At 74.2% G+C, this 24480-nt stretch carries 23 protein-coding genes and 1 pseudogene; 9 read left to right on the top strand and 15 right to left on the bottom strand.

Annotated features, from left to right (window positions below):
- Positions 1–184 precede the first annotated feature (184 nt).
- The 11 genes from Q5694_RS21390 to Q5694_RS21340 all read right to left on the bottom strand — a co-directional run bounded on the left by Q5694_RS21390 (position 185) and on the right by Q5694_RS21340 (position 11302).
- Positions 185–1519 (bottom strand): sulfate adenylyltransferase subunit 1, encoded by a 1335-nt coding sequence (locus Q5694_RS21390; protein ID WP_333934806.1) that lies wholly within the window; start codon positions 1517–1519, stop codon positions 185–187.
- 2 nt (positions 1520–1521) lie between these two features.
- A complete protein-coding gene (gene cysD, locus Q5694_RS21385) occupies positions 1522–2457 on the bottom strand; it encodes a sulfate adenylyltransferase subunit CysD (protein ID WP_333934805.1) in 936 nt (311 codons plus the stop codon).
- A complete protein-coding gene (cysC, locus tag Q5694_RS21380; protein ID WP_443040914.1) occupies positions 2454–2990 on the bottom strand; it encodes an adenylyl-sulfate kinase in 537 nt (178 codons plus the stop codon). Before cysC ends, cysD begins: the two co-directional genes overlap by 4 nt.
- Positions 2991–3037: 47 nt before the next feature.
- A complete protein-coding gene (locus tag Q5694_RS21375) occupies positions 3038–3748 on the bottom strand; it encodes a phosphoadenylyl-sulfate reductase (protein WP_333934803.1) in 711 nt (236 codons plus the stop codon).
- Complete coding sequence (locus Q5694_RS21370) at positions 3745–3924, bottom strand: hypothetical protein (RefSeq protein ID WP_333934802.1); 180 nt, start codon at positions 3922–3924, stop codon at positions 3745–3747. Before Q5694_RS21370 ends, Q5694_RS21375 begins: the two co-directional genes overlap by 4 nt.
- Positions 3921–5621, bottom strand: coding sequence for a nitrite/sulfite reductase (locus tag Q5694_RS21365; protein WP_333934801.1), 1701 nt, complete (start codon positions 5619–5621; stop codon positions 3921–3923). Before Q5694_RS21365 ends, Q5694_RS21370 begins: the two co-directional genes overlap by 4 nt.
- 180 nt (positions 5622–5801) lie before the next feature.
- Complete coding sequence (locus tag Q5694_RS21360) at positions 5802–5885, bottom strand: putative leader peptide (RefSeq protein ID WP_311241247.1); 84 nt, start codon at positions 5883–5885, stop codon at positions 5802–5804.
- Between the two features lie 126 nt (positions 5886–6011).
- Positions 6012–6584 carry a GNAT family N-acetyltransferase gene (locus Q5694_RS21355; RefSeq protein ID WP_333934800.1) on the bottom strand — a complete coding sequence of 191 codons (573 nt, stop codon included), beginning with the start codon at positions 6582–6584 and terminating at the stop codon, positions 6012–6014.
- Positions 6585–6637: 53 nt separating this feature from the next.
- Entirely contained in the window at positions 6638–7957 is a 1320-nt protein-coding gene (locus Q5694_RS21350) for a hypothetical protein (protein ID WP_333934799.1), read from the bottom strand.
- A 174-nt stretch (positions 7958–8131) separates the two neighbouring features.
- On the bottom strand, positions 8132–9409 hold the full coding sequence (locus tag Q5694_RS21345) for a GAF domain-containing protein (protein WP_333934797.1): 1278 nt from the start codon (positions 9407–9409) through the stop codon (positions 8132–8134).
- Between the two features lie 258 nt (positions 9410–9667).
- Positions 9668–11302 (bottom strand): acyl-CoA dehydrogenase family protein, encoded by a 1635-nt coding sequence (locus tag Q5694_RS21340; protein ID WP_333934796.1) that lies wholly within the window; start codon positions 11300–11302, stop codon positions 9668–9670.
- Positions 11303–11412: 110 nt separating this feature from the next.
- Between Q5694_RS21340 and Q5694_RS21335 the strand changes: the two genes are divergently transcribed.
- The 4 genes from Q5694_RS21335 (at position 11413) to Q5694_RS21320 (ending at position 14772) form a co-directional block, all read left to right on the top strand.
- The gene (locus tag Q5694_RS21335; protein WP_333934795.1) at positions 11413–12567 is read left to right on the top strand and encodes a YihY/virulence factor BrkB family protein; all 1155 of its coding nucleotides are present in this window, start codon (positions 11413–11415) and stop codon (positions 12565–12567) included.
- A gap of 190 nt (positions 12568–12757) precedes the next feature.
- On the top strand, positions 12758–13696 hold the full coding sequence (locus Q5694_RS21330; protein WP_333934794.1) for an AraC family transcriptional regulator: 939 nt from the start codon (positions 12758–12760) through the stop codon (positions 13694–13696).
- Between the two features lie 58 nt (positions 13697–13754).
- Positions 13755–13952, top strand: coding sequence for a hypothetical protein (locus Q5694_RS21325; protein ID WP_333934793.1), 198 nt, complete (start codon positions 13755–13757; stop codon positions 13950–13952).
- 130 nt (positions 13953–14082) lie between these two features.
- Positions 14083–14772: a helix-turn-helix domain-containing protein gene (locus Q5694_RS21320; protein WP_333934792.1), complete on the top strand. Its 690-nt coding sequence runs from the start codon at positions 14083–14085 to the stop codon at positions 14770–14772.
- On the opposite strand, the gene Q5694_RS21315 is transcribed toward Q5694_RS21320, so the two are convergent.
- Positions 14743–15156: a VOC family protein gene (locus tag Q5694_RS21315; RefSeq protein ID WP_333934791.1), complete on the bottom strand. Its 414-nt coding sequence runs from the start codon at positions 15154–15156 to the stop codon at positions 14743–14745. The genes Q5694_RS21320 and Q5694_RS21315 overlap by 30 nt on opposite strands.
- 123 nt (positions 15157–15279) lie before the next feature.
- Here Q5694_RS21315 and Q5694_RS21310 point away from each other — a divergent pair, with 123 nt between their 5' ends.
- Positions 15280–15924, top strand: coding sequence for a ThuA domain-containing protein (locus Q5694_RS21310; RefSeq protein ID WP_333934790.1), 645 nt, complete (start codon positions 15280–15282; stop codon positions 15922–15924).
- A gap of 171 nt (positions 15925–16095) precedes the next feature.
- On the opposite strand, the pseudogene Q5694_RS21305 reads toward Q5694_RS21310, so the two are convergent.
- Positions 16096–16656, bottom strand: a pseudogene (locus tag Q5694_RS21305) (substrate-binding domain-containing protein); the annotation flags it as partial.
- A gap of 196 nt (positions 16657–16852) precedes the next feature.
- On the opposite strand from Q5694_RS21305, the gene Q5694_RS21300 reads away from it, so the two are divergent.
- Positions 16853–18460, top strand: coding sequence for a carboxylesterase/lipase family protein (locus Q5694_RS21300; protein WP_333934789.1), 1608 nt, complete (start codon positions 16853–16855; stop codon positions 18458–18460).
- Here the strand turns inward: Q5694_RS21300 and Q5694_RS21295 are convergent.
- Together Q5694_RS21295 and mmuM are read right to left on the bottom strand one after the other, a co-directional pair.
- Entirely contained in the window at positions 18383–19435 is a 1053-nt protein-coding gene (locus Q5694_RS21295; RefSeq protein ID WP_333934788.1) for a GNAT family N-acetyltransferase, read from the bottom strand. The genes Q5694_RS21300 and Q5694_RS21295 overlap by 78 nt on opposite strands.
- Before the next feature lie 126 nt (positions 19436–19561).
- Complete coding sequence (gene mmuM, locus Q5694_RS21290; RefSeq protein ID WP_333934787.1) at positions 19562–20476, bottom strand: homocysteine S-methyltransferase; 915 nt, start codon at positions 20474–20476, stop codon at positions 19562–19564.
- Positions 20477–20660: 184 nt separating this feature from the next.
- Here mmuM and Q5694_RS21285 point away from each other — a divergent pair, with 184 nt between their 5' ends.
- From Q5694_RS21285 to Q5694_RS21275, 3 genes are all read left to right on the top strand, one after another.
- Positions 20661–21776 carry an aminoglycoside phosphotransferase gene (locus Q5694_RS21285; RefSeq protein WP_333934786.1) on the top strand — a complete coding sequence of 372 codons (1116 nt, stop codon included), beginning with the start codon at positions 20661–20663 and terminating at the stop codon, positions 21774–21776.
- Positions 21777–21804: 28 nt separating this feature from the next.
- The gene (locus tag Q5694_RS21280; protein ID WP_333934785.1) at positions 21805–22632 is read left to right on the top strand and encodes an MOSC domain-containing protein; all 828 of its coding nucleotides are present in this window, start codon (positions 21805–21807) and stop codon (positions 22630–22632) included.
- Between the two features lie 234 nt (positions 22633–22866).
- Entirely contained in the window at positions 22867–23967 is a 1101-nt protein-coding gene (locus Q5694_RS21275; protein WP_333934784.1) for a glycoside hydrolase family 43 protein, read from the top strand.
- Positions 23968–24480 lie beyond the last annotated feature (513 nt).

The following is a 24480-nucleotide window of genomic DNA, read 5'->3' as shown; positions in this document are numbered from 1 at the left end:
CGTTCTGTCAGGTCGTGGCCGGGAGGTCGGCGGGTTTTCGGCGGCGGGGGGCGAGGGCGAGCGAACGGTGCCCGTACGTCAGCGCGCACATCGCGCCACTCCGCCCTGCCCGCTCCCCAGCACGCCGCTGCCGACGCGGCCGCCCTCCTTGGCGAACAGGGAGTAGAAGTCGACGGCGCTCATGTCAGAAGTCCCACCCGTCGTCCTCGGCCTCGTCCTTGACGGGCTCGGGGGCGGCGAAGGACTCCCCGACCATGCCGGCGGTGAGGGTGGTGCCGTCGTTCGGGTCGATCAGGATGAACGAGCCGGTGCGGCGGGAGTCGGCGTAGGAGTCGGCCGGCAGTGGCTCGGCGGTACGGATCTTGACCCGGCCGATGTCGTTGGCGACGAGCTGCCCCGGGTGCGGGTGCAGCGACAGGTCGTCCAGCGTCAGCCGGGACGGGATGTCCTTGACGATGGCCTTCACCGTGCGCGTGCCGTGCTTGAGCAGCACCCGGTGGCCGACGGTGAGCGGTGCGTCCGCGACGTGGCACACGGTCGCCTCGATGTCCTGCGTGGTCGCCGGGGCGTCCTTGCTCGGCACGATCAGGTCGCCGCGCGAGATGTCGATGTCGTCCTCCAGCAGGAGGGTCACCGACTGCGTCGTCCAGGCGACGTCGACCGGCTCGCCCAGCAGGTCGATGCCGGAGATCTTCGAGGTGCGGCCCGACGGCAGCACCGTGACCTCCTCGCCCACGCGGAACGAACCCGCCGCGATCTGGCCGGCGTACCCCCGGTAGTCGGGGTGGTCCGCGCTCTGCGGCCGGATCACGTACTGCACGGGCAGCCGGGCGTGGCAGTGGCTGAGGTCGTGGCTGACCGGCACGGTCTCCAGGTGCTCCAGCACGGTCGGGCCGCCGTACCAGTCCATGTGCGAGGACGGGTCCACGACGTTGTCGCCGACCAGCGCCGAGATCGGGATCGCGGTGACCTCCGGCACGCCCAGCTCGGTCGCGTACGCCGTGAACTGCTCGGCGATCCCCGCGAACACCTTCTCCTCGTAGCCGACGAGGTCCATCTTGTTGACCGCGAGCACCACGTGCGGCACGCGCAGCAGGGCGGCGATGGCGGCGTGCCGGCGGGTCTGCTCCACGACGCCGTTGCGGGCGTCGACCAGGACGACCGTCAGCTCGGCCGTGGAGGCGCCGGTGACCATGTTCCGCGTGTACTGCACGTGGCCGGGGGTGTCGGCCAGGATGAACCGCCGCCGTGGGGTGGCGAAGTAGCGGTAGGCCACGTCGATGGTGATGCCCTGCTCGCGCTCGGCGCGCAGCCCGTCCGTCAGCAGCGCGAGGTCCGGCGCGTCCTGGCCCCGGCTCGCGGAGGCGCGTTCCACGGCCTCCAGCTGGTCGGTGAGGACCGACTTGGAGTCGTGCAGCAGACGGCCCACCAGGGTGGACTTGCCGTCGTCGACGGAACCCGCGGTGGCGAAGCGCAGCAGGGTGGTGTCCGCGAGTTGTTCGGTGGTGATCGTGCTCATCTCTAGAAGTACCCCTCGCGCTTGCGGTCTTCCATCGCGGCCTCGGACATCTTGTCGTCGGCGCGGGTGGCGCCGCGCTCGGTGAGGCGGGAGGCGGCGATCTCCACGATCACCTTCTCGATCGTGTCGGCGTCGGAGTCCACCGCGCCGGTGCAGGACATGTCACCGACGGTCCGGTAGCGCACGAGCCGCTTCTCGACGCTCTCGCCCTCCTTCGGTCCGCCCCACTCGCCGGCGGTCAGCCACATGCCGCCGCGCCGGAACACCTCGCGCTCGTGCGCGTAGTAGATCTCGGGCAGCTCGATGCCCTCGCGGGCGATGTACTGCCACACGTCCAGCTCGGTCCAGTTGGACAGCGGGAACACGCGCACGTGCTCGCCCGGGGCGTGCCGGCCGTTGTACAGGTTCCACAGCTCGGGGCGCTGGCGGCGCGGGTCCCACTGCGAGAACTCGTCACGCAGCGAGAACACCCGCTCCTTGGCCCGGGCCTTCTCCTCGTCGCGGCGCCCGCCGCCGAAGACGGCGTCGAACTTCTCCGCCTGGATCTTCTCGGTCAGCGGCAGCGTCTGCAGCGGGTTGCGGGTGCCGTCCGGGCGCTCCTTGAGCACGCCGCGGTCGATGTAGTCCTGCACGGAGGCCACGTGCAGCCGCAGCCCGTGCTTCGCGACCGTGCGGTCGCGGTAGTCGAGGACCTCGGGGAAGTTGTGCCCGGTGTCCACGTGCAGCAGGGAGAACGGCACCGCCGCCGGGCGGAACGCCTTCAGCGCCAGGTGCAGCATGACGATGGAGTCCTTGCCGCCGGAGAAGAGGATCACCGGCCGCTCGAACTCGCCCGCCACCTCGCGGAAGATGTGCACCGCCTCGGACTCGAGGGCGTCGAGGTGCGACAGCGCGTACGGGCTGCCGGTCTGCTCGGACACGGTGGCGACGGTCGTCATGCCAGTCCCCTTTCGGTCAGCAGGGCGTACACCGACGCCGCGGACTCCTGCACGGTCTGGTGCTGCGACTCGATCCGCAGATCGGGCGAGGCGGGCTCCTCGTACGGGTCGTCGACGCCGGTGAGCCCGGTGAGTTCACCCGCGGCCTGCTTGGCGTACAGGCCCTTTACGTCCCGCTCGCTGCACACCTCGACCGGGGTCGCCACGTGCACCTCGACGTAGGCCGTCCCGTTCGCCTGGTGGCGCGCCCGGACCGCCTCGCGGCTGTCCTGGTAGGGCGCGATCACCGGGACGAGGGCCAGCACGCCGTTGCGGGCGAGCAGTTCGGCGACGAAGCCGATGCGCTGCACGTTGGTGTGCCGGTCCTCGCGGCCGAAGCCGAGGCCCGCGGAGAGGAACTCGCGGATCTCGTCGCCGTCGAGGACCTCCACCCGGCGGCCCCGCTCGCGCAGCCGGCCGGCCAGTTCGTGGGCGATGGTGGTCTTGCCCGCACTCGGCAGACCCGTGAGCCAGACGGTGGCTCCGGTCGTCACGTGAGTCTCCTGCATGGTCTGAGTCGTCTGGGTCGTCCGAGGCGCCGTCATCCGTGCAGCCCGCATTCGGTCTTGGCCCGGCCCGCCCAGCGGCCGGACCGGGTGTCCTCGCCCGCCAGGACCCGGCGGGTGCAGGGGGCGCAGCCGACGGAGGCGTAGCCGTCCGTCAGCAGCGGGTTGGTCAGCACGCCGTGCTCGGTGACGTAGGCGTCCACGTCGTCCTGGGTCCAGCGGGCGATCGGGGAGATCTTGACCTTCCGCCGCTTGTCGTCCCAGCCGACCACCGGGGTGTTCGCCCGGGTCGGGGACTCGTCGCGGCGCAGACCCGTGGCCCAGGCCAGGTAGCCCTTCAGGCCCTCCTCCAGCGGTCGGACCTTGCGCAGTGCGCAGCACAGGTCGGGGTCGCGGTCGTGCAGCTTCGGGCCGTACTCGGCGTCCTGCTCGGCGACCGTCTGACGCGGGGTGAGGGTGATGACGTTGACGTCCATCACGGCGTCGACCGCGTCGCGGGTGCCGATGGTCTCCTCGAAGTGGTAGCCGGTGTCGAGGAAGACGACGTCGACGCCGGGCATCGCGCGGGAGGCCAGGTGGGCGACCACCGCGTCCTCCATCGAGGAGGTCACGCAGAAGCGCCTGCCGAACGTCTCGGCCGCCCAGGTGAGGATCTCCAGCGCGGAGGCGTCCTCCAGGTCACGGCCCGCCTGCTCGGCGAGCGCCTTCAACTCCTCGGTACTGCGCTCTTCCTGAGCGGTCGTCATATGCGTTCCCCTCCGGCGTCGGATCGCTTCTGCCCCCGGGCCAGCAGGCCCAGGAACTTCAGCTGAAAGGCCCGGCTGCACGCCGCGCATTCCCACGCGCCGTGCCCCTCCTCGCTCGGCCGCAGGTCCTCGTCCCCGCAGTAGGGGCAGTAGAACGGCGCCATCCGCTCGCTCACGACAGCGCCTCCTCGTCGGCCCGGGACGCCCAGGCGGCGAACCGCTCGCCGTCCTCGCGCTCGGCCCGGAACCGCTTGAGCACGCGCTCGATGTAGTCGGGCAGTTCGTCGGAGGTCACCTTCAGGCCACGCACCTTGCGGCCGAACCCGGCCTCCAGGCCGAGCGCGCCGCCCAGGTGCACCTGGTAGCCCTCGACCTGCTCGCCCCGGTCGTTCAGGACGAGCTGCCCCTTGAGACCGATGTCCGCGACCTGGATACGGGCGCAGGCGTTCGGGCAGCCGTTGAGGTTGATGGTGAGCGGCTCGTCGAAGTCCGGCAGGCGGCGCTCCAGTTCGTCGATGAGCTGCGAGCCGCGCTGCTTGGTCTCGACGATGGCGAGCTTGCAGAACTCGATGCCGGTGCAGGCCATGGTGCCCCGCCGGAACGAGGAGGGGCGCGCGGTCAGGTCGAGCGCCTCCAGGCCCTCCACGAGCGAGTCGACCTGGCCCTCCTCGACGTCCAGGACGATCATCTTCTGCTCGACGGTGGTGCGCACCCGGCCCGAGCCGTGGGCCTCCGCGAGATCGGCGATCTTCGTGAGCGTCGCACCGTCGACGCGTCCCACGCGGGGCGCGAAGCCGACGTAGAACCGGCCGTCCTTCTGCCGGTGCACACCGATGTGGTCGCGCCACTGCCGCGACGGCTGCTCGGGAGCGGGGCCGTCGGTCAGCTTCCGCCCGCCCAGGTACTCGTCCTCCAGCACCTGGCGGAACTTCTCGGCGCCCCAGTCGGCGACCAGGAACTTCAGCCGGGCGCGGTTGCGCAGCCGGCGGTAGCCGTAGTCGCGGAAGATGGAGATGACGCCCTCGTAGACGTCCGGGACGTCCTCGATCGGCACCCAGGCGCCCAGCCGCACGCCCAGCTTGGGGTTGGTGGACAGGCCGCCGCCGACCCACACGTCGAAACCGGGGCCGTGCTCGGGGTGCTCCACGCCGACGAACGCGACGTCGTTGATCTCGTGCACCACGTCCAGCAGGGGCGAGCCCGAGATGGCCGTCTTGAACTTCCGCGGCAGGTTCGAGTACGCCGGGTTGTTCAGCACCCGGCGCTTCATCTCCTCCAGTGCCGGGGTGGCGTCGATGATCTCGTCGGCGGCGATGCCCGCCACCGGGGAACCGATCATCACACGCGGGGTGTCGCCGCAGGCGGTGACGGTGGACAGGCCCACGCCCTCCAGCCGGTTCCAGATCTCGGGCACGTCCTCGATCCGGATCCAGTGGTACTGCACGTTCTGCCGGTCGGTGATGTCCGCGGTGCCGCGCGCGAACTCCTGCGAGACCTCGCCGATGACCCTCAGCTGCCGCGTGGTCAGCGCCCCGCCGTCGATCCGCACGCGCAGCATGAAGTACTCGTCGTCCAGCTCCTCCGGCTCCAGGATCGCCGTCTTGCCGCCGTCGATCCCGGGCTTGCGCTGGGTGTACAGGCCCCACCAGCGCATCCGGCCGCGCAGGTCGTTCGGGTCGATCGAGGCGAAGCCCCGCTTGGAGTAGATCGTCTCAATGCGTGTCCGCACATTGAGACCGTCGTCGTCCTTCTTGAACTGCTCGTTGCCGTTCAGCGGGGTGAAGTGCCCCGCGGCCCACTGGCCTTCACCGCGGTGACGGCTCACCTTGCGGCGGGGAGTCGCGGCGGCGGGCTTCTGTGGGGTGGCGGCCATGGGGATACGTCCTTCGGACAGCGATGGGCAGGGGGCGGCGCGCGGCGCCGACGTCGAGGGGCGGCGGTCGGGTGGTGGCGGGAGGCTCTGACCTGCGCGTGCGCGCAGGAGCGCACGTGCGCGTCCTTGCGCGGGCAGGAGGGCGGGAGAAGAGGGGTGCGCGGCGGGTGCTGAGTGCTCTCAGTGCGCCGGACAGATGGCGCTGGACATGCGGCCGAGGTCGACGTGCCGTCGACTCACCAAGGCGATTCCAGTTCCAGACATGGCGGAAGCGTGTCACGGCGATCTGGACACAGTCCAGCATTGTCCAAGATGCGGACACCCTTGTCTCGCACAGCAAGACAAGGGTGTCGTGGGTCACATGGGTCCGGGCGGGGTGCCCGGCTCAGGTCAGGCGGGGAACGCCCCGGGCCACGGTCCCGGAGTGGCCACGTCCGCCTCCTCCTCCACCTTGGTGTCGAACAGCGTGAAGCCGCGCCGCCGGTAGTTGTCCATCGCGTGCTCGCCGTCCTTGCTGCAGGTGTGCAGCCACACCCGCTTCGTCGGCGCCAGTCCCGCCCAGCGGTCCGCGAGGTCCCACGCCCGGGCCGTGCCGTAGGACAGCAGGTGCCCGCCGATGCGCCGGCCGCGGAACGCCGGGAGCAGCCCGAAGTAGACGATCTCCACGACCGCGTCGTCCTGCGCCTCCAGCTCCACGTACCCGGCGGGCGTGCCCCGGTCGTAGGCCACCCACGTCTCCAGGCCGGGCCGCCGCAGGTGCTCCAGCCAGCGCGCGTACGACCAGCCCAGCCGGTCGGTCCAGCGGATGTCGCCGCCGACCGAGGCGTACAGGAACCGGCTGAACTCGGGCGAGGGCACCTCGGAGCGCACGATCCGGACGTCCCCTTCCGGCGCCTCGGCCGGCAGCAGGTCGGTCGGGGCGGTCTGCTCCAGGGACCAGGTGGTCACGGCGATGGTGGTCATGCGGGCCAGAAAATCATCCGGCCCGCCGGTCTGTCGATGCGGGTCCGGTCCGCCTACCGGTCCCTGGAGCGCTCCACGGCCCGGTCGAGCGACGCCAGCGGCAGCGCGAACAGCACCCGCCCCGACTGGGACCACACCTCCCCGGTCTCCTGCCAGTAGGACAGGGAGCCCGAGCCGCCGCTCCAGCAGTGGCGCGTCTCGTCCGGCCCGCACTCGGCCGCCCCCGCGCCCTCGGTGTCCTGGCGCCACAGCGTTCCGTGGGCGCCCGCCTCGTCCGCCGCGCGGTCCAGGTACCAGGCCGAGCCGTGCGCCAGCACGCCCCGCACGTCGACCGCCTTCGACTCGTACGCCGCCACCGGCTCCGCCCGCCCCGAGGCACCGGTCGAGAGCAGTCCGGCACGGGCCGGGTCACGGCTCAGGGCGTAGCGCCACAAGCGGGTGCGCCGCTCGCCGTCCGCGGGCACCCACTCGCCGGTGACCAGGCTGTCGGGGGAGGTGCTGCGGTCCAGGGAGACCGCGGCCGGGCGCGGACCGCCCGCGGGCAGGCTGTAGGAGGCGACGGCGGGCAGGACGAACCGCGAACCGTGCGCCGACCAGCCGCCGCGCACCCGGCCGACCGCGCCGGAGGAGACACTCGCGCGCTGGATGCGGTCCAGGTCGTACACGTACAGCGCGTGCCGGTCGCCGTCCCGCGTCGTCACCAGCAGTTTGTCCTGGTACCAGGTCATCCCCGACAAGGGGGAGACCAGGCCGCGGTAGTCCCGGCCGCCGTCGACCGGGACGGCCAGCAGCGCCCAGGCGTAGCGCGGCCGCGCCGGGTCGTTCGCGTCCACGAAGGCGACCTTGGCCAGGCCCCGCTCGGGTGACGGCCCGTCCAGGGAGCCGCCCTCGCCGCCGCGGCTCCAGCCGGAGAGGATGACGCGGTTCGCGCCCCAGCGGCCGTCGTCGTCCGCGTCGCCCGAGGTGGTCACCGCGCCGGGCCGCCAGCCCCGGGTGTCGGCACCGCCGAAGCAGTACGCCCGCGTCGCAGCGGGTGCGACGGGCAGGTCGCGCCGGTCCGCGGCCGGACAGCGCGCCCCCCGGTGCAGCGGGAGGTCGGCGTCCTTCAGCACCGCGCCGACCCCGACGGGCCGGCCCATCCCGGCCGCGAGCCGGTCCAGCCACCGCTCGGGCACCCGCTGCTCGGCCAGCGGCAGCCGTCCGGCCCCGGAGGACGCCGAAAGGGTCTGCAGGGCCCCGGGGGTCCGGGCGACGGTGGCCTGCGAGGCGCTGATCAACGTGGCGGCGGCGGTGAGCGCGAGAGCCGTCCCGGCCAGGGTCGCGCGCAGCGCCCTGCCCCGTCTGCGCCGCCGGTGCCTGCCGCGATGCTTCATAACGTCCTCCCGAGACGGACCAACTGCGCCCTGTGATCCGTACGTTGACGCAGGAGCAGGTGGGGTGGCCCGTACACGGATGCTACGGCAGGTGAGGGCCCGGCGGACGAAGACCCTGCAAATATGCGCAAGATGCACCCCTGGGGGCGGACCCGTGCGCACGGCGGGTGAACCTCAGGGCGCCGGTGCGGACCTGCGGTGCTGGCTCACCGCCGGCGCGGTCGAGTGCGGCAGCAGATCGCGCGGGTCGTCCGGGAGCACCACCTCCACCTGAGCGTCCTCGGCGAACCGGTACGGCTGGTGCTGCAGGAACGCCCCCAGGTAGCGCCGCACCCGCGACATCTCCGCCCGGACCGTCACCGTGCGGCCCGGGTCGCCGAACACGTCCCCGGCCAGGCCCGAGGCGCTGCGCCCGGAGCGGTGGACGGCCAGGAGGTACAGCAACTCCGCGTGCCGCGGGCTGAGTTCCCGTGTCCAGGAGCCCGCCCCGCCGGACACCTCCACCGACCAGCGGCGCGGGCGGCTGAGGTCCAGCACGATCCTGGCCGACCCCCGCGGCCCCGGCCCGTCGGCGGCGGGGCGCAGCAGCCACCCCCCGGCCAGTGGTTCCACCGCGCACAGCCCGAGCGCCGGAAGCCACCTCTGGCCCGGGGACATGCCCTTGGGCAGCGCCACCCGCCGCGTGTACGGCATCCCGCCCACCGCGGCGGTCCAGCCGTCCGGGTCGACGACCAGGGCCCGCCCGGTGAGCCGGGCCAGCACCGGGGCCGCCACCGCCCGCAGCCGCTCCAGCGACTCCTGGTGCATCTCCCGCAGCCGCGCCTCGGCGAGTTTGGCCACCGAGTCCACCCAGGCGAGCGTGGCCGGGTGCATGGTCTCCAGCGGGCCGCTGACGTCGACCACGCCGAGCAGCCGGCCGTCCCGCGGGTCCGTCAGCGGGGCGCCCGCGCACGTCCACTCGGCCTGGGAGCGCACGAAGTGCTCGGAGGCGAAGACCTGGACGGGCCGGCGCACCACGGCCGGAGTGCCCACGCCGTTCGTCCCGACGACGTCCTCACGCCAGTCCGCGCCGAGCGCGAAGCCCAGACCGTCCGCCTTGCGCAGCACCGGCGCGCTGCCCTCGCGCCACAGCACCCGGCCCTCCTCGTCGGCCACGACCATGATGTGGTGCGCGACGTCCGCGGCCGCCAGCAGCCCCTCGCGCAGCACCGGCAGCACGTGCCGCAGCACCGACGCCTCGCGCCGCCGCTGCACCTCCTCGCGGGAGAGCAGATCGGCCCGGAAGTCGTGGTCCGGATCGACGCCGCTGCGCAGCATCCGGCCCCAGGACTGCTCGATCACCGGCCGCGGCGCGACGGGGGCGGGCCGGCCCGAGAGCCGGGCCGAACGGACCTCGCTGAGGACCCGGGCGGCGCGCGAGGTGTCCACGGCGGCCAGATGCGTGACGTCCATACGCGTGCGCCCCCCGGAATCGCGGCTGACTGTATGTCTCATAGTGCCGTCTGCCCGAGGGCGTCGTGCACACTCCGCACACAGTCAGCAGCAAGTTGCAACCCCTTGCAACCCTGGTGGACGACCCGGACGTGTCCGAAACTTGATCTGCGCCGTCCCGAGCGGCGTCCACGGCTCGAACGGGCCTGTGCTGCGGGGGTGGTGCCGTGTCGGCGCAGCACCACCCCCGCTTTCTCGTCTCCGGTCCTGAACGGCCGGTCAGGACACCGGCCGGGCGCGCTCCACCACGGAGGCCAGATCCAGCGTGTGCGGCAGCGTCCCGAAGGCCGCGCCCCCGTCACCGCCCAGCCGGGCCGCGCAGAACGCGTCGGCCACCTGCGGCGGCGCGAACCGGACCAGCAGCGACCCCTGGAGCACCAGCGCGAGCCGCTCCACCAGCCGCCGTGCCCGTCCCTCCACGCCCTCCAGGTCGGCCAGTTCGGTCAGCAGATCCTTGACGGCCCCGTCCAGCCGGTGGTCGGCCCCGCGTGCCTGCCCGACCTCCCGCAGGTACGCGTCCAGCGCGGCGGGCTCCCGCTGCAGCGCCCGCAGCACGTCCAGCGCCTGGACGTTGCCCGCGCCCTCCCAGATCGAGTTGAGCGGCGACTCGCGCACCAGCCGGGGCATGCCGGACTCCTCGACGTACCCGTTGCCGCCCAGGCACTCCGCCGCCTCCACCGCCACCGCCGGACACCGCTTGGTCACCCAGTACTTGGCGGCCGGCACCGCGATCCGCAGCAGCGCCCGCTCCTGCTCACCGCCGTCGTCGCAGGCCGCCGCCAGCCGCAGGCCCAGCGTCGTCGCCGCCTCCGACTCCAGCGCCAGGTCGGCCAGCACGTTGCGCATCAGCGGCTTGTCGGTGAGCTTCGAGCCGAACGCCTCCCGGTGGGAGCAGTGGTGCACGGCCTGCGCCACGGCCTGGCGCATCAGCCCGGCCGACCCCAGCACGCAGTCCAGCCGGGTCGCCGCGACCATCTCGATGATGGTGCGCACCCCGCGCCCCTCCTCGCCCACCCGGCGGGCCCAGGTCCCGTCGAACTCGACCTCCGCAGAGGCGTTCGACCGGTTGCCGAGCTTGTCCTTCAGCCGCTGGATCAGGAACACGTTGCGCGTGCCGTCCTGCAGCACCCGCGGCACCAGGAAGCAGGTCAGCCCGCCCGGCGCCTGCGCCAGAACCAGGAATCCGTCGGACATGGGCGCCGAGCAGAACCACTTGTGCCCGGTCAGCTCGTACGTCCCGTCCTGCGCGAGCGGCCGCGCCGAGGTGGTGTTCGCCCGGACGTCGCTGCCGCCCTGCTTCTCCGTCATCGCCATCCCGAACAGCGCCCCCGCCTTCAGGTGCGCGGGCCGCAGCTCACGGTCGTAGACCATGGACGTCAGCCGGGGCTCCCACTCGGCGGCCAGCTCCGGGTCCGTGCGCAGGGCGGGCACGGCCGCGTGGGTCATCGACAGCGGGCAGCCGTTGCCGGCCTCCACCTGCGTCCACACCACGAACGCGGCGGCCCGCCGCACGTGGCCGGCCGGCCGGTCCCAGGCCGCCGTCAGGCCCGCCGAGACGCCCTTGCCGAGCAGCCGGTGCCAGGAGGGGTGGAACTCGACCTCGTCGACGCGGTTGCCGTACCGGTCGTGGGTGCGCAGCCGCGGCGGGTTCTCGTTGGCGTGGACCCCCCATTCCTGCACCTGGGCCGAGCCGGAGGTGCGCCCGAGGGCCGACAGTTCGGCCAGCACCTCCTCGCGCGAGCCCGGTTCCACGTGCCGCTCGACCGCGGCGGCCAGGGCCCGGTCGGCGGTGAAGACGTCGTACCCGACCAGGGGCGGGACCTGGTTCGTCACGGTGTGCGTGCTGCCTGCCATGGTGCGAACGTACCCCGTGCCCCCGCCCCGCTCACCGGCGGAGCGGGGCCGGTCCGCCCGGACCCGGCCTGTGGGTGAGCGGGGCCGGGCGTGACGGATACCGTTAGGGGGTGCAGCCAGCAAGTGAAACCCCCGACACGCCCTCCGGGCGTCTCCACAGGGCGCGTGCCCTGTACCGGAACGTCTCCAAGCGCAGGACCGCCTGGCTGCTGCTGAAGGACACCGTCAACTCCTGCATCGAGTACCGCATCCTGGGGCTGGCGGCCGAGGCCGCGTTCTTCACCCTGCTGTCGGTGCCGCCGCTGCTGCTGAGCATGATCGGGCTGCTCGGCTACGTCGACGCCTGGACCGGCGCCGACACCATCCAGAGCCTGCAGGACAACCTGCTGAACGCCGCCCGCACGGTCCTGTCCGACCGGGGTGTGCGGGAGATCGCGGAGCCGATCCTGCACGACGTGACCAAGGGCGGCCGGCCCGACGTCATCTCCATCGGCTTCCTGTTCGCCCTGTGGTCCGGCTCCCGCGCGGTGAACGTCTTCATCGACACGATCACCGTCATGTACGGCCTCGACGGCGTCCGGGGCATCGTCAAGACCCGCCTGATGGCCTTCCTGCTGTTCATCGTGGCCCTGCTGATCGGCTCCGTGGCGCTGCCGCTGATGGTGGCCGGGCCGGACGCGGTGGTGCGGATCGTGCCCTGGTCGACGACGGTGGTGCAGGTCCTGTACTGGCCGGTCGTCATCCTGCTGTCCATCGCTTTCCTGACCACGCTGTACCACGTGTCCGTCCCGGTCCGCTCGCCGTGGATCGAGGACGTGCCGGGCGCGCTCGTCGCCCTCGGCATGTGGGTCCTGGGCAGCTTCCTGCTGCGGATCTACCTGACCAGCACGGTGGAGGGCCCCACGATCTACGGTTCCCTCGCCGCGCCCGTGGCCGTCCTGCTGTGGATCGGTGTGTCCGCGTTCGCCGTGCTCGTCGGGGCCGCGGTCAACGCCGCCATCGACCGCGTCTGGCCCGCCGCCGCGACGGCCGCGGCCCGCGAGGCCAACGAACGCCTGCGGCAGGCCCAGGTCGCCGAGTACGTCGCCCGCGCCGCCGCGCGCGGCGAGGCCGACCCCGACATGCCCTCCGAGTTCCCCGAGCGCTGGTCCCGCTTCCTGCCTCCCGAGGACGTCTCGTCCCGGCTGCGCACCCACGCCCGGAGCACCACCCAGGCCAGGAACGGCCAGAACCACACGGAGGGCCGGGAACCGGGGGAGAGGTGACGGTGCTGGACGGGGGACACCGGACGGAGGCGGGGGACGGAGCGGGGGACGCCGGACGGAGCGGGGGACGGAGCGGGGGACGCCGGTCGGAGCGGGGGACCTTCGTCATGCCGTCGAGTCAACTGCCGCGCACGGCACGGAACCATCGCCGAACGGCTCGTTCCCCTACGCCCGCGTCTACGCTGACCCCATGGACGCACTCACCGGGCTGCTGGAGGGTCCCCGGGCCAGGGGCGCGTTCATGATCAGGGCGTGCTTCGACCCGCCCTGGGCGGTGCGGGTGGAGGACGGGGCGCCGCTCACCGTGATGGTCCTGGTCCGCGGTGAGGCCCTGATCCTGCCCGACGGGGGCGAACCGGTCCGGCTGCGCGCCGGGGACGTGGCCATCGCCCGCGGCCCAGACCCGTACACCTGCGCCGACGCCCCCGGCACGGCACCACAGGCGCTCATCCTGCCCGGCCAGGAGTGCCACCGCCCCGACGGGCGGCCCCTGAACGGCTCCATGGACCTCGGCGTGCGCACCTGGGGCGACCGCCCCGACGGTGCCGCGGTGCTGCTGATCGGCACCTACCCCCGGCGCGGCGAGATCGGCGGCCGGCTGCTCGACGCCCTGCCGCCGCTGCTGACCCTCACCCCCGAGGTGTGGGACTGCCCGCTCACGCCCTACCTGTGCCAGGAGATCGCGCGGGACGAGCCGGGCCAGGAGGTCGTCCTGGACCGGCTGCTGGACCTGCTGGTGATCGCCGCGCTGCGGGCCTGGTTCGCCCGGCCCGAGGCGGAGGCCCCCGCCTGGTACCGAGCCCTGGCCGACCCGGTCGTCGGCGGTGTGCTGCGGCTGCTGCAGCACGACCCGGCCCACCCGTGGACGGTCGCCGCGCTCGCCGCCGAGGCGGGGGTGTCCCGCGCCGCCCTGGCCCGCCGCTTCACCGGTCTCGTGGGCGAGCCCCCGATGACGTACCTCACCGGCTGGCGTCTCGCCCTGGCCGCCGACCGGCTCCGCGACAGCGACGACACGCTCGACGCGGTGGCCCGCAGGGTCGGCTACGGCAGTGCGTTCGCCCTGTCGACGGCGTTCAAGCGCCGGTACGGGGTGAGCCCGGCCGAGTACCGGGACCGCCGTGCCGGGTGAACAGCCGCTCCCCGCTCTGGAATGATCAGGTGATCTTCCGGACGGTGAGGTGGGGGACATGGCGGTGGCGGTGCTCCTGGGGGTGCTGGCGCTCGTCGTCGGCGGGTGCGTGTGCGTGGTGTGGGCCGAACGGGGAGGTCCGCGCTGGGTCCGTGTCGTGGCGGCCCTGACGCGCGGCGCGGGCGAGCTGCTGCACAGCTCGGGGAAGGGCAGCCGGTCGGGCGGCGGCCGCAGCTCCGGCGACGACGGCGACTAGGTGTATTGATCACGAGCGTTGTCAACGCTGGCCGGGCTCTCCTGCCGCGCGGACGGCGGCCGGGCTCTCCTGCCGCGCGGACGGCGGTCGGGGCCCTGCCGCGTGGACGGCGGCGCGTAGGATTTCTCCCGTGTACGCCGAGCGCCCCTCCCGGCTCGCCGGTGCCGTGGTGTGGACGAACACCCCGGCCGACGGCGGTGCGGGGCGCGTCCTGCCCGACGGGTGCATGGACCTGCTCTGGCACGACGGGCGGTTGCTGGTCGCCGGTCCTGACACCCGCGCCCACCTCACCGCCGGTGAGCCGGGCGCCTGGGCGGGCGTCCGCTTCTACCCGGGCACCGCGCCCGCGCTCCTCGGCGTGCCCGCGCACGAGCTGCGCGACCGCCGGGTGGCCCTCGCCGAGCTGTGGCCCGCCTCCCGGGCGCGGCGCCTCACGGACCTGGTGAACGCCGCCGCCGACCCGGCGAGCGGTCTGGAGGAGGCGGCGCTGGCCCGCGCGGCCGACACCGGCCCCCCGGACCCGCTGCCGAGGCAGATCGTCGCCGCCCTGGCCACCGGCCGTCCCGTCGCCGCCACCGCCGACCAACTGGGCATCGGCGCCCGCCGGTTGCACCGCCGCTCGCTCGCGGCCTTCGGCTACGGACCCAAGACCCTGGCCCGCATCCTGCGCCTGCGCCGCGCCCTCGCCCTGGCCCGGGACGGCGTGCCGTTCGCCGACACGGCCGCCCGGGCCGGCTACGCCGACCAGGCTCATCTGGCGCGCGACGTGCGGGAGTTCACGGGCATGCCGCTAGGCGAGCTGCTCGCCGGCGCCGGGTAGCGGCGCGTACAGGTCCACACCGTTGCCGTCCGGGTCGAGCACGACGGCGTACCGCTGACCCCAGAAGGCGTCCCAGGGCTTGAGTTCGCCGTGGTACCCGGCACCGGTCAGCTCCTCGAACAGCGTGTCCACCTCGCCGGGAGCGTCACAGCGCAGGGCCAGCGAGGTGCGGCCCCCGCCCGCGGGCGGCCGCCAGGAGGGCAGGAAGGAGCGGACCGTCTCCTCGGTGTCGAGCATCAGGCGCAGTCCGCCCGGCAGTTCGGCCTCGGTGTGCGGCTGGTCGCCGGCGTCCTCCGGGAAGGCGAACCCGAGCCGGCGGTAGAAGGCGACGGAGGCGGCCATGTCGGAGACCACCATGCCGATGGCGTCGAATCGTGCAGTCATGGGCCCACCGTAGGCAGGGCCGGGACGGCCGTCTTGAAGGAAACGGACACCGCCCCGCCGGGCCGGGCCGGGCCGGCCCACCGCCGTGCACGGACGGTCGCGCGTCTTCTAGATTCGGATGCCATGGCTCCCCGACTGCTCGTCCACACCCGCACCACCGACTACCGGCACGACTCCATCCCGGCCGGCGTCGCCGCCCTGCGCGGCCTCGGCGGCTTCGACGTCCACGCCACCGAGGACCCGGCGGCCCTCGAGCAGCCGCTCGACGCCTATGCGGCCGTCGTCTTCCTCTCCACCAGCGGCGAGATCCTCACCCCCGCCGGCCGGCGGACCCTGGCCGCGTACGTCGGGTCCGGCGGTGCCTTCGTGGGCGTGCACGCCGCGGCCTGCACGGAGTACGACTGGCCCTTGTACGGCGAGCTGCTGGGCGCGCGGTTCGCCCGCCACCCCCGCTACCAGCCCGGCAGGGCCCTGGTCGAGGACCACGACCACCCGGCGACCCGGCATCTGCCCGCCGTCTGGGACTTCACCGACGAGTGGTACGACTTCCGCACCAACCCGCGCGGCCGGGTCCATGTCCTGCTCACCGCCGACGAGTCCTCCTACGAGGGCGGCGGCATGGGCGAGGACCATCCCCTGGCCTGGTGCCGCGACCACGCCCGGGGCCGCGTCTTCTACACGGCCCTCGGCCACGCCCCCGAGGCCTACGACGACCCGGCCTTCCGCTCCCACCTCCTGGGCGGCATCACCTGGGCGGCCCGGCTCTAGGCCTGTCTGACGATTCCCTCCTGATCCGGTACGACGCTCTACGCCCGGCACGTCGAGAGCACGCACCTGACACCGCGAGGCCGCCCTCCGGGCGACGGCGGGAATCGTCAGACAGGTCCTGGCGCGGCACGGGCCGGTCCCGGCCGGACCCCGGCGTTCAGGCCCGCGCCGGCCGCGCCGCGCCGTGCCGGCCCGTTCCACCGGACGGGTCGGCAGTTCCGTCCGGGTGCCGTCCGGGTGGTGGCCGTCGATCAGCCGCAGCAGCGAACGCAGGGCCGTCGCGGCCATGTCCGACACCGGCTGACGGACCGTCGTCAGGGCGGGGGACGCCCAGCGGGCCTCGGACAGGTCGTCGAAGCCGACCACGCTCATGTCGGCCGGGGCGCCCAGCCCCCGTTCCGCCGGCGCCCGGTACACACCCAGCACCATCCGGTCCGAGCAGACGGCCGTCGGCGGCTCGGGCAAATCGAGCAGTTCCGGCGTGCGGCGGCGGGCCGCGCGATCGTCGAAACCGGCGTGGCGCACGTGCTCGGGGCGGTGCCGGACCCCGGCCGACGCGAGCGCCGAGCGGTGCCCGGCGACCCGCGCGCCGCTGCACATCGTGCGCCGGTCGCCCGCCATGACCGCGATCCGCTCGTGCCCCGGCGCCAGCAGGTGCTCCGTGGCCGCCGCACCGCCCTGCCGGTCCGCCGCTCCGACCGACCGCGGAACGTCTCGGCCGGCGCCGCGCACGGCGACCTGGACCGTCCGGACAGATAGCGCTCCCTGTCGTAGGTGGGGCGCAGGACGGCGGGAAGACGGCGGGACCCGGGCAACACCTCGTCACCCGGACGGTCCTCCCCCGACCCGGGCGCCGGAATACCGGACGACAATGAGGTGCTCTGATCTTCACAGTGCACAGGAGCGCGGTGAGGAGGCTGGTGGACCTATGACGGCAGTCCGGTCGGACCCCGTGGTGCGAACCCCCGGAGGAGCCCTCCGCGGCCAGTACGAGCGCGGCGTCGCGGTCTTCCGCGGCATCCCGTACGCGGCACCGCCCTTCGGCCCCCGCCGCTTCCGGCCGCCCGTTCCCGCCGCGCCGTGGGTCGGCGTCCGCGACGCCGGCGCCTTCGGCCCCACCGCGCCCAAGCCGCCCTACTCCGACGCCTTCGCCCAGTACCTGTCCGACCCGGAGATCCCCGGCGACGACTGCCTCAACCTCAACGTCTGGACGCCCGACCCCGCCCCCGGGGCACGTCTGCCCGTCCTGGTCTGGCTGCACGGCGGCGCCCTGACCCGGGGCTCCTCCGCGGTACCCGTCTACGACGGCCACGCCTTCGCCCGCGACGGCGTCGTCTGCGTGTCGGTCAACTACCGGCTCGGCGTCGAGGGCTACGGCCTCTTCCCCGACGCGCCCCCCAACCCGGGCCTGCGCGACCAGATCGCCGCCCTGACCTGGGTGCATGACACCATCGAGTCCTTCGGCGGCGACCCCGGCCGCATCACCCTCGCAGGCCAGTCCGCCGGGGCGATCAGCGCCGCCGCCGTCCTCGCCGCCCCGCAGACCCGGGGCCTGGTCCGGCGGGCGATCCTGCAGAGCGGACCTCCCGAGGTGGCCGACCGCGTCAAGGTACGGCGGATGGTGCGCCGGATGGCCGGCAGGCTGAGGATCCCCGCCACCGCCGAGGCGTTCGCCACCGTCGACCGCGACCTGCTGCTGCGCACCCAGGCCGAGGTGGGCCGGCTCAGCAGTCCCGTCGTCGGCGGCCCCGCCTTCGGTCTCGTCGTCGACGGTGACGTCGTCCCGCGCGACCCGCTGGAAGCGCTCGGCGACGGTGCCGCGCCCGGCGTCGAACTGCTCATGGGCTGGACCCGCGACGAGTACCGGCTGTGGCTGGTCCCGGGCGGCCTGCTGGAACGCGTCGACCGTCTCGGCGCGGTCGCCCTCGCCGGTGCCATGGCCCGCTGCCGCTGCGGCGGCGAGGTGCCCCGCGGCTACCGGTCCCTGCACCCCGGCGCCGGAGCGGCGGAGATCGTCGGCCAGCTCGTCACCGACCACCTGCTGCGCATCCCCCTGCACCACCTGGCCGACGCCCGCACGGAACCGTCGTACGTCTACGAGTTCGCCTGGCCCTCGTCGCTGCCCGGGCTCGGCGCCTGCCACTCACTGGAGCTGGGCTTCGTCTTCGACACCGGCGACCTCCCCGAGTCCCGGAGACTGGCGGGTGACGGCGCGCCGCAGGAGCTGGCCGACGCGATGCACGGCGCGTGGGTGCGGTTCGCCGCGCAGGGCGATCCGGGGTGGGAGCGCTGGAACGCCGCACACCCGGTGCGGGTGTTCGGGGACCGCGCCCCGGGCGCGGGCGACCCCCTGGCCTGCACGGCGTACGGCCCGCGCGACCGCGAGATCGCCCTCTGGGCGCTCGACGCCGCCACGCCCCCCGCCGATCCCCCCACCGTGCCGGAGACCACCGAGGTCTCACCCGCCCGCCGTGCCGAACTCCGGTCCGTCATACGGAGGTTGCGCCGGACCGGGGCGCTGCGGCGCAACGGCTGACCCCGTCGCCCCGTCCGTGAGGTGCCTACCGTAGACCGTGGAACTGCGGCGGACCGTCATGCCCAGGCGTTCGTACAGCGGCAGGGCGTCCGCCGCGGAGTGGGTCCACAGGACGCAGCCGCGCCGCCCCCGCCGGTGGAGCGCGCGGAACGTCTCCCGCAGCAGCACGCGTGCGAGGCCGCGGCCCCGGTGGTCCCGCGCGACGGCGACACGGTCGATGCACCCCTCGCCGGTGCCGGGGACGTCCAGCACCAGCACCGCCCCCACCATCCGGTCGCCGGCGAGTGCCACCGTGGACAGGGCAGGCGCGAAGTCCGTGCGCCCCACGGTGAGCCGGGCCCACTCGTCGTACGGTCGGCGCCGCTTCTGCCACGCGCCGAAGGCGTCCTCGGTGAGCCGGTGTGCCGCCCGCTCGTCGCCGGGCCGGAACGGCCGTACGGTGATGCCCGCCGGTGCGTTCGGGACCTCGGGCTCGGTGGGCAGCGCGATCTGCAGCAGCCACTCGGTGACGAAGGGCGCGTACCCGCGGGACCGCAGCAGCCGGGCCGCCGCCGTGTCCGCGTCGGGCAGCGACTGCACCAGGCGGGTGCCGCCGGAGGCACGGGCCCGGGCCTCGGCCCAGGACAGCAGGGCGCTGCCCAGTCCCCGCCCCCGGTGGCCGGGGTGCACGTCGATCACGCTGCGCGCCCCGCCGTGCACCCACCCCCAGCCGGCCGGAGCCCCGGCCGCGTCCCGCACGAGCAGGGCGTCGCGGGCCGGGCCCGGGCCGGGCCGGGTCAGGCCGGCGGTGTCGGCACCGGTGTCGGCGCGCCCGTACAGCGCGCGCTCACAGCCGGCGACCAGCGCGTGGATCGCGTCGAGGTCCCCGGAGGTCACCGGCCGGCCCCGGTAGCCGGCGGGCAGACCCGCGGGCGTCCCCACCGGCGGACCGGCGGGCTGATCGGCGGGCGGACCGGCGGGCGGAAGATCGGGCACGTAGGCATCCTGCGCCGCCGAACCCGCCCTGTCGACCGCGCGCCGATCGCGGTCGTCGGCCTGTCGCGTGCGGTGTGGGCCGTGGTGAGCCCCCCGGCACGCGGCCCCGGCCCGCGCCAAGGCTGTTCAGGCCGGCGCCCCCACCACCCCCGCGATGTCCGCGATCGTCTCCGGGCCCACCCGGCAGCAACCGCCGATCAGACGGGCCCCTGCCTGCTGCCAGGACGTCACCCGGCCCGGGGTGAACGTGGCGTCGCCCGTCCAGGCGCGGGCCCGTGCGTCCCAGGTCTCACCGCTGTTGGGGTAGACGACCACCGGCTTGCCGGTGACCCGGGCGGCGGTCGCGGCGGCGGCCGCCACCTCCTGGGGCGCGCAGCAGTTCACACCCACCGCGATCACCTCCTCCGCGTCCGCGGCGAGCGAGAAGGCCCGCTCCAGCGGCTGCCCGGCCCGGGTGCGCCCGTCCGCGACGGAGTAGGTCAGCCAGGCCGGCACCCCGAGGCCGCGCACCGCCCGCAGCAGGGCCGCCGCCTCGTCCGTGTCCGGCACGGTCTCCAGCGCCAGCACGTCCGGGCCCGCGGCGGCCAGGACCTCCAGGCGCGGGCGGTGGAAACGCTCCAGTTCGCCCACCGTCAGCCCGTACCGCCCCCGGTACTCCGAGCCGTCGGCGAGCATCGCCCCGTAGGGACCGGCCGAGGCCGCCACCCACAGCGGACGGGAGACGCCCGCCCGCCGGGCCGCCTCCCGGGCCGACTCCACGCTGAGCGTCATGAGCGCGGCCGCCCGCTCACGGCCGATCCCGCGACGGGCGAAGCCCTCGAACGTCGCCTGGTAGCTGGAGGTGATGGCCACGTCCGCTCCGGCGCGGAAGTAGGCAAGGTGCGCCTCGGTGACGGCCTCGGGCCGCTCGGCGAGCAGCCGGGCCGACCACAGCTCGTCGCCCAGGTCGTGCCCGGCCGACTCCAGCTGGTTGGACATGCCGCCGTCGAGCACCACCGTCCTGGAGGCGAGGGCGTCGGCGAGGGTGGGGGAGCCGGTCATACGGACGACGGTAGTCCACCTCCCGGGCCGGGACCCGGCCGCTCATGTCCGATGGCCGGACGGCCTCGACCGGGATGTGGGACGCCGCTGTCCCGGTCGGCCGCCGGACGGGCCCTGCCGGTGTTTCCCCATGGGACTGAGGGGACGCGCGGACACGGCGGAGGCGGCGGCATAGCATCGGGGGATGCCCGAGGTCGCTGCCGCACATGCCGAAGTACGTGAGGTCCTGGGAGTCCCCGCGGACCGGGCGGTGTTCGAACCGCTCACCCACCACCCGCGAAACGGCGTCACGGCCGGGGTGTGGCGGGTCACCGGCGGCGAACGGTCGGCCGTGCTGAAGGTGCTGACCCGGACGCGGGAGACGGACGTCGCCTGGTCCGCGTCGAACGACCCCCGGCACCGGGACTTCTGGCGCCGCGAGGACTGGCTCCACCGCTCCGGGTTCGGCCGCCTCTGGCAGCCGCACGGCATCCGGGCGCCGCGCCTGCTGGAGTGGGTCGAACGCCCGGACGGCGACGTCGCGTTGTGGCTGGAGGACGTGCGCGGCGAACCGGCGACGGCCTGGTCCCCGGCAGGCCACGCCGACCACGCCCACCGCCTCGGTGCCGCCCAGGGCGCTGTGGGGGCGGGCCCGGACGCCCCCTGGCTGTCCCAGGGCTTCCTGCGGGACCACACGGCGGACCGGACGGCCGAACAGGCCCTGCTCGACGACGAGTCCTGGCGGCGTCCTCGCGTCCGGGAGCACGTCCCGCCGGGGCTGCGCGAGGACATGGTCCGCCTCCACCACGACCGGGCGTGGTTCCTCACCGTCATGGAGTCGCTCCCCCGCGCGTTCTCCCACCTCGACCACCGGCCGGCGAACCTGGTCCGGGACGGTGCCGGTGCGAGCGTCCTGCTGGACTGGGCCTACGCCGGCGACGGCGCCCTGGGCGAGGATCTCGGCGCCTACCTCCCCGAGTGCGTCCTCGGCCTGTGCCTGCCGGCCGCCGAACTCCCGGGTCTGGCCAAGACGGCGTACGACGCCTACCTGCACGGCCTGCGCGCGAGCGGCTGGCGGGGCGACGAACACCTCGTCCGGCTCGGCGTGTGCGCGTCCGCGGTGAGGTACGGCGGGCTCGCCGCGGCCCTGACGATGCGGGCGGACGCCGCGCCGGTGCGTCACGGCGGTGCGGACGCGGTCGCGGCCGGCCTCCGTCCCCGCGAACTGGGCCTGGTCCTCGCGTACGTGGCGGAACAGGCGGCCGAGGCCCGGATCCTGGCACCGCAACTCGGGTTCCCCCAGGCACCGACCGGCCGCTGAACCACCGGGACGCAACGGAGGGCAGGCCATGGCACGGGTCGCCGAGCTGTCGTACTACCCCGTCAAGGGATGCGCCGGGACGTCAGCGGACGAGGCGGTGCTGACACCCGCCGGACTCGCGCACGACCGCAGCTTCATGGTGGTCGACGAGGAGGGCGTGTACCGGACCCAGCGCCGCGACCCCCGGCTGGCCCTCGTCCGCCCCGCCGTCACGGCCGACGGCGCGTACCTCACCCTGACCGCACCCGGCATCCAGGCCCTCCGCCTGCGGGTGGACACCTCCGGCCCCCGGCGGACGGTCGACCTGTTCGGCACGGTCTACCGGGGCATCGACCAGGGCGCCGAGGCGGCCGGCTGGTTCTCGGACGTGCTCGGCGCCGGGAGCCGCCTGGTGCGGGTGCCGCCCGAGCACGACCGGGTGACCGACGGCCTGACGCCGGGCACCTCCGGCTACGCCGACAGCAGCGCGGTGCACCTGGTCTCCCGCGCCACGCTCCGCCTGCTCGAGGCCGAGCTGACCGCGCGCGGCGCCCGGCCGCTGCCGGTGAACCGCTTCCGCCCCAACCTCGTCGTCGACGGCTGGGACGAGCCCCACGCCGAGGACCGCGCCCGCCGCATCCGCGTCGGAGCGGTGGAACTCGGCTACACCAAACTCGCCATCCGCTGCGCGGTCACCCTGGTCGACCAGCGCACCGGGACGAGAGCCTGGCCGGAACCCCTGCGCACCCTCGCCGGCTACCGGCGGGCCGCCCGGGGCGGCGTGGCCTTCGGCACCAAGTACGCGGTCCTGCGCACCGGCACCCTGTGCGTCGGGGACGAGGTCACCGTCACCGAGTGGGGCCCGTCCGAGCTGTGACGCACCGGCTCGGCACCGAGCCCCGGATCCACGCGGGCCGGCTCCCCGGCCGCTCCGCCGCCGGGCGGCCGTCCCGGTTCGTCACGTCGGAAGCGTTGACCTGCTCGGGTCACGCCCTTACCTTTCCAGCGTTCGGAATGACAGATGGCGTTCGAGATATCAGACATGCCCCACGCGTCGGACGCCCTGTCACACGACCGTCCGCGCGTCCCCCCAGTGAGAGGCAGACCCCGCATGAGCCGCGACCGCGACCACGCTCTGCCCGGATTCGCCAGCCGCAGAAACCTGTTGCTGGGCGCCGCAGCCGCCGGCGCCCTGGCCGCCGTCCCCGCCCTGCCCGGAACCGCCGCGGCCGCCCCGGCCGCACGGCCGAAGCCCGCACCCTTCGTCAACCCCCTGGTCCGCAACCGCGCCGATCCGCACATCCACCGCCACACGGACGGCTCCTACTACTTCACCGCCACCGTGCCCGAGTACGACCGGATCGTCCTGCGCCGCTCCCGCACCCTGGCCGGCCTGGGCACCGCCGCCGAGTCCGTCCTGTGGCGCGCCCACCCCACCGGTCCCATGGGCGCGCACATCTGGGCACCCGAACTGCACCGCATCGGCGGCAAGTGGTACATTTACTTCGCCTCCGCCCCCGCCGAGGACGTGTGGGCCATCCGCATCTGGGTGCTGGAGAACGCCCACCCCGACCCCTTCCGGGGCACCTGGGTGGAGAAGGGACAGCTGAAGACGGCCTGGGAGACGTTCTCCCTGGACGCCACCACCTTCACCCACCGGGGCCGGCGCTACCTGGCCTGGGCCCAGCACGAGCCCGGGACGGACAGCAACACCGGCCTCTTCCTGTCGGAGATGGCCGACCCCTGGACGCTCACGGGCCCGCAGGTGCGGCTGTCCACCCCCGAGTACGACTGGGAGTGCATCGGCTTCAAGGTCAACGAGGGCCCCTACGTCCTGCAGCGCAACGGCCGCCTGTTCCTGACCTATTCGGCCAGCGCCACCGACGCCAACTACTGCGTGGGCCTGCTGACCGCCGACGCCCGCGCCGACCTCCTCGACCCCGCCGGCTGGTCCAAGTCACCCGTCCCGGTCTTCACCAGCAACGACACGACCAGGCAGTACGGCCCCGGTCACAACTGCTTCACGATCGCCGAGGACGGCCGCACCGACGTCCTCGTCTACCACGCCCGGCAGTACAAGGAGATCGACGGCGACCCGCTGAACGACCCCAACCGCCACACCCGCGTCCAGAGGCTCGGCTGGAAGGCGGACGGCACGCCCGACTTCGGCATCCCCGTGGCCGACACGGCCACGGCCGGCGGCCGACCATGAGAGGCGCGTAACGCCGCCCTGCCCGCCCTGAGCCGCGGTCGTCACCCACCCGTGCGACCGTGACGCCGACCAGGACCGGTGGCGCCGCAGTCGGGCTTGTGCCAGCGCCGACTCCCGTGGCCGCGGGGAGAGTACGTCCCGGCGGCGGGGGAACCCGGGCCGGTGGAAGAGCCCCTGGGGCGCCCCGACCGGAACCGGGGCGCCCCAGGCCCGTCCCGGCCCGCCGCCGTCGCACCACCGCCCCTTCCGCGCGAAAGAGCCACCGATGCGGCTGCCGCCCGCCGGCTGGAGCGCGGGCGAGGGAGCCCGCGCGGAACCGCTCCCGGCCGCCGGGCTCGACGAGGACCTCACGGGCGTCACCGGCCCGGGACGCGCCCCCTGTGTGTCGCCCTGGCCCGCCTCACCGCCGAGCCCGGTCCCGCACCGCTGGAGCGGGCCGTCACGGTGAACGTCCACTCCGGCGGCGGACTGACGGTCCGCTGGAGCGGCGGCCCGGCGGCGCGGGTCCGGTTC

The organism is Streptomyces sp. AHA2 (assembly GCF_036857595.1).
Classification (GTDB): domain Bacteria; phylum Actinomycetota; class Actinomycetes; order Streptomycetales; family Streptomycetaceae; genus Streptomyces.
This window is presented reverse-complemented; position numbering and strand designations above follow the sequence as displayed.

Coding starts and splice junctions, on each gene's coding strand:
- mmuM (WP_333934787.1), bottom strand. CDS start 20,476: ATGACCGGCTCCCCCACCCTCGCCGACGCCCTCGCCTCCAGGACGGTG.
- Q5694_RS21355 (WP_333934800.1), bottom strand. CDS start 6,584: ATGACCACCATCGCCGTGACCACCTGGTCCCTGGAGCAGACCGCCCCG.
- Q5694_RS21365 (WP_333934801.1), bottom strand. CDS start 5,621: ATGGCCGCCACCCCACAGAAGCCCGCCGCCGCGACTCCCCGCCGCAAG.
- Q5694_RS21325 (WP_333934793.1), top strand. CDS start 13,755: ATGGCGGTGGCGGTGCTCCTGGGGGTGCTGGCGCTCGTCGTCGGCGGG.
- Q5694_RS21315 (WP_333934791.1), bottom strand. CDS start 15,156: ATGACTGCACGATTCGACGCCATCGGCATGGTGGTCTCCGACATGGCC.
- cysD (WP_333934805.1), bottom strand. CDS start 2,457: ATGACGACCGTCGCCACCGTGTCCGAGCAGACCGGCAGCCCGTACGCG.
- Q5694_RS21275 (WP_333934784.1), top strand. CDS start 22,867: ATGAGCCGCGACCGCGACCACGCTCTGCCCGGATTCGCCAGCCGCAGA.
- Q5694_RS21345 (WP_333934797.1), bottom strand. CDS start 9,409: ATGGACGTCACGCATCTGGCCGCCGTGGACACCTCGCGCGCCGCCCGG.
- Q5694_RS21390 (WP_333934806.1), bottom strand. CDS start 1,519: ATGAGCACGATCACCACCGAACAACTCGCGGACACCACCCTGCTGCGC.
- Q5694_RS21375 (WP_333934803.1), bottom strand. CDS start 3,748: ATGACGACCGCTCAGGAAGAGCGCAGTACCGAGGAGTTGAAGGCGCTC.
- Q5694_RS21310 (WP_333934790.1), top strand. CDS start 15,280: ATGGCTCCCCGACTGCTCGTCCACACCCGCACCACCGACTACCGGCAC.
- Q5694_RS21300 (WP_333934789.1), top strand. CDS start 16,853: ATGACGGCAGTCCGGTCGGACCCCGTGGTGCGAACCCCCGGAGGAGCC.
- Q5694_RS21350 (WP_333934799.1), bottom strand. CDS start 7,957: ATGAAGCATCGCGGCAGGCACCGGCGGCGCAGACGGGGCAGGGCGCTG.
- Q5694_RS21330 (WP_333934794.1), top strand. CDS start 12,758: ATGGACGCACTCACCGGGCTGCTGGAGGGTCCCCGGGCCAGGGGCGCG.
- Q5694_RS21285 (WP_333934786.1), top strand. CDS start 20,661: ATGCCCGAGGTCGCTGCCGCACATGCCGAAGTACGTGAGGTCCTGGGA.
- Q5694_RS21360 (WP_311241247.1), bottom strand. CDS start 5,885: ATGTCTGGAACTGGAATCGCCTTGGTGAGTCGACGGCACGTCGACCTC.
- Q5694_RS21340 (WP_333934796.1), bottom strand. CDS start 11,302: ATGGCAGGCAGCACGCACACCGTGACGAACCAGGTCCCGCCCCTGGTC.
- Q5694_RS21280 (WP_333934785.1), top strand. CDS start 21,805: ATGGCACGGGTCGCCGAGCTGTCGTACTACCCCGTCAAGGGATGCGCC.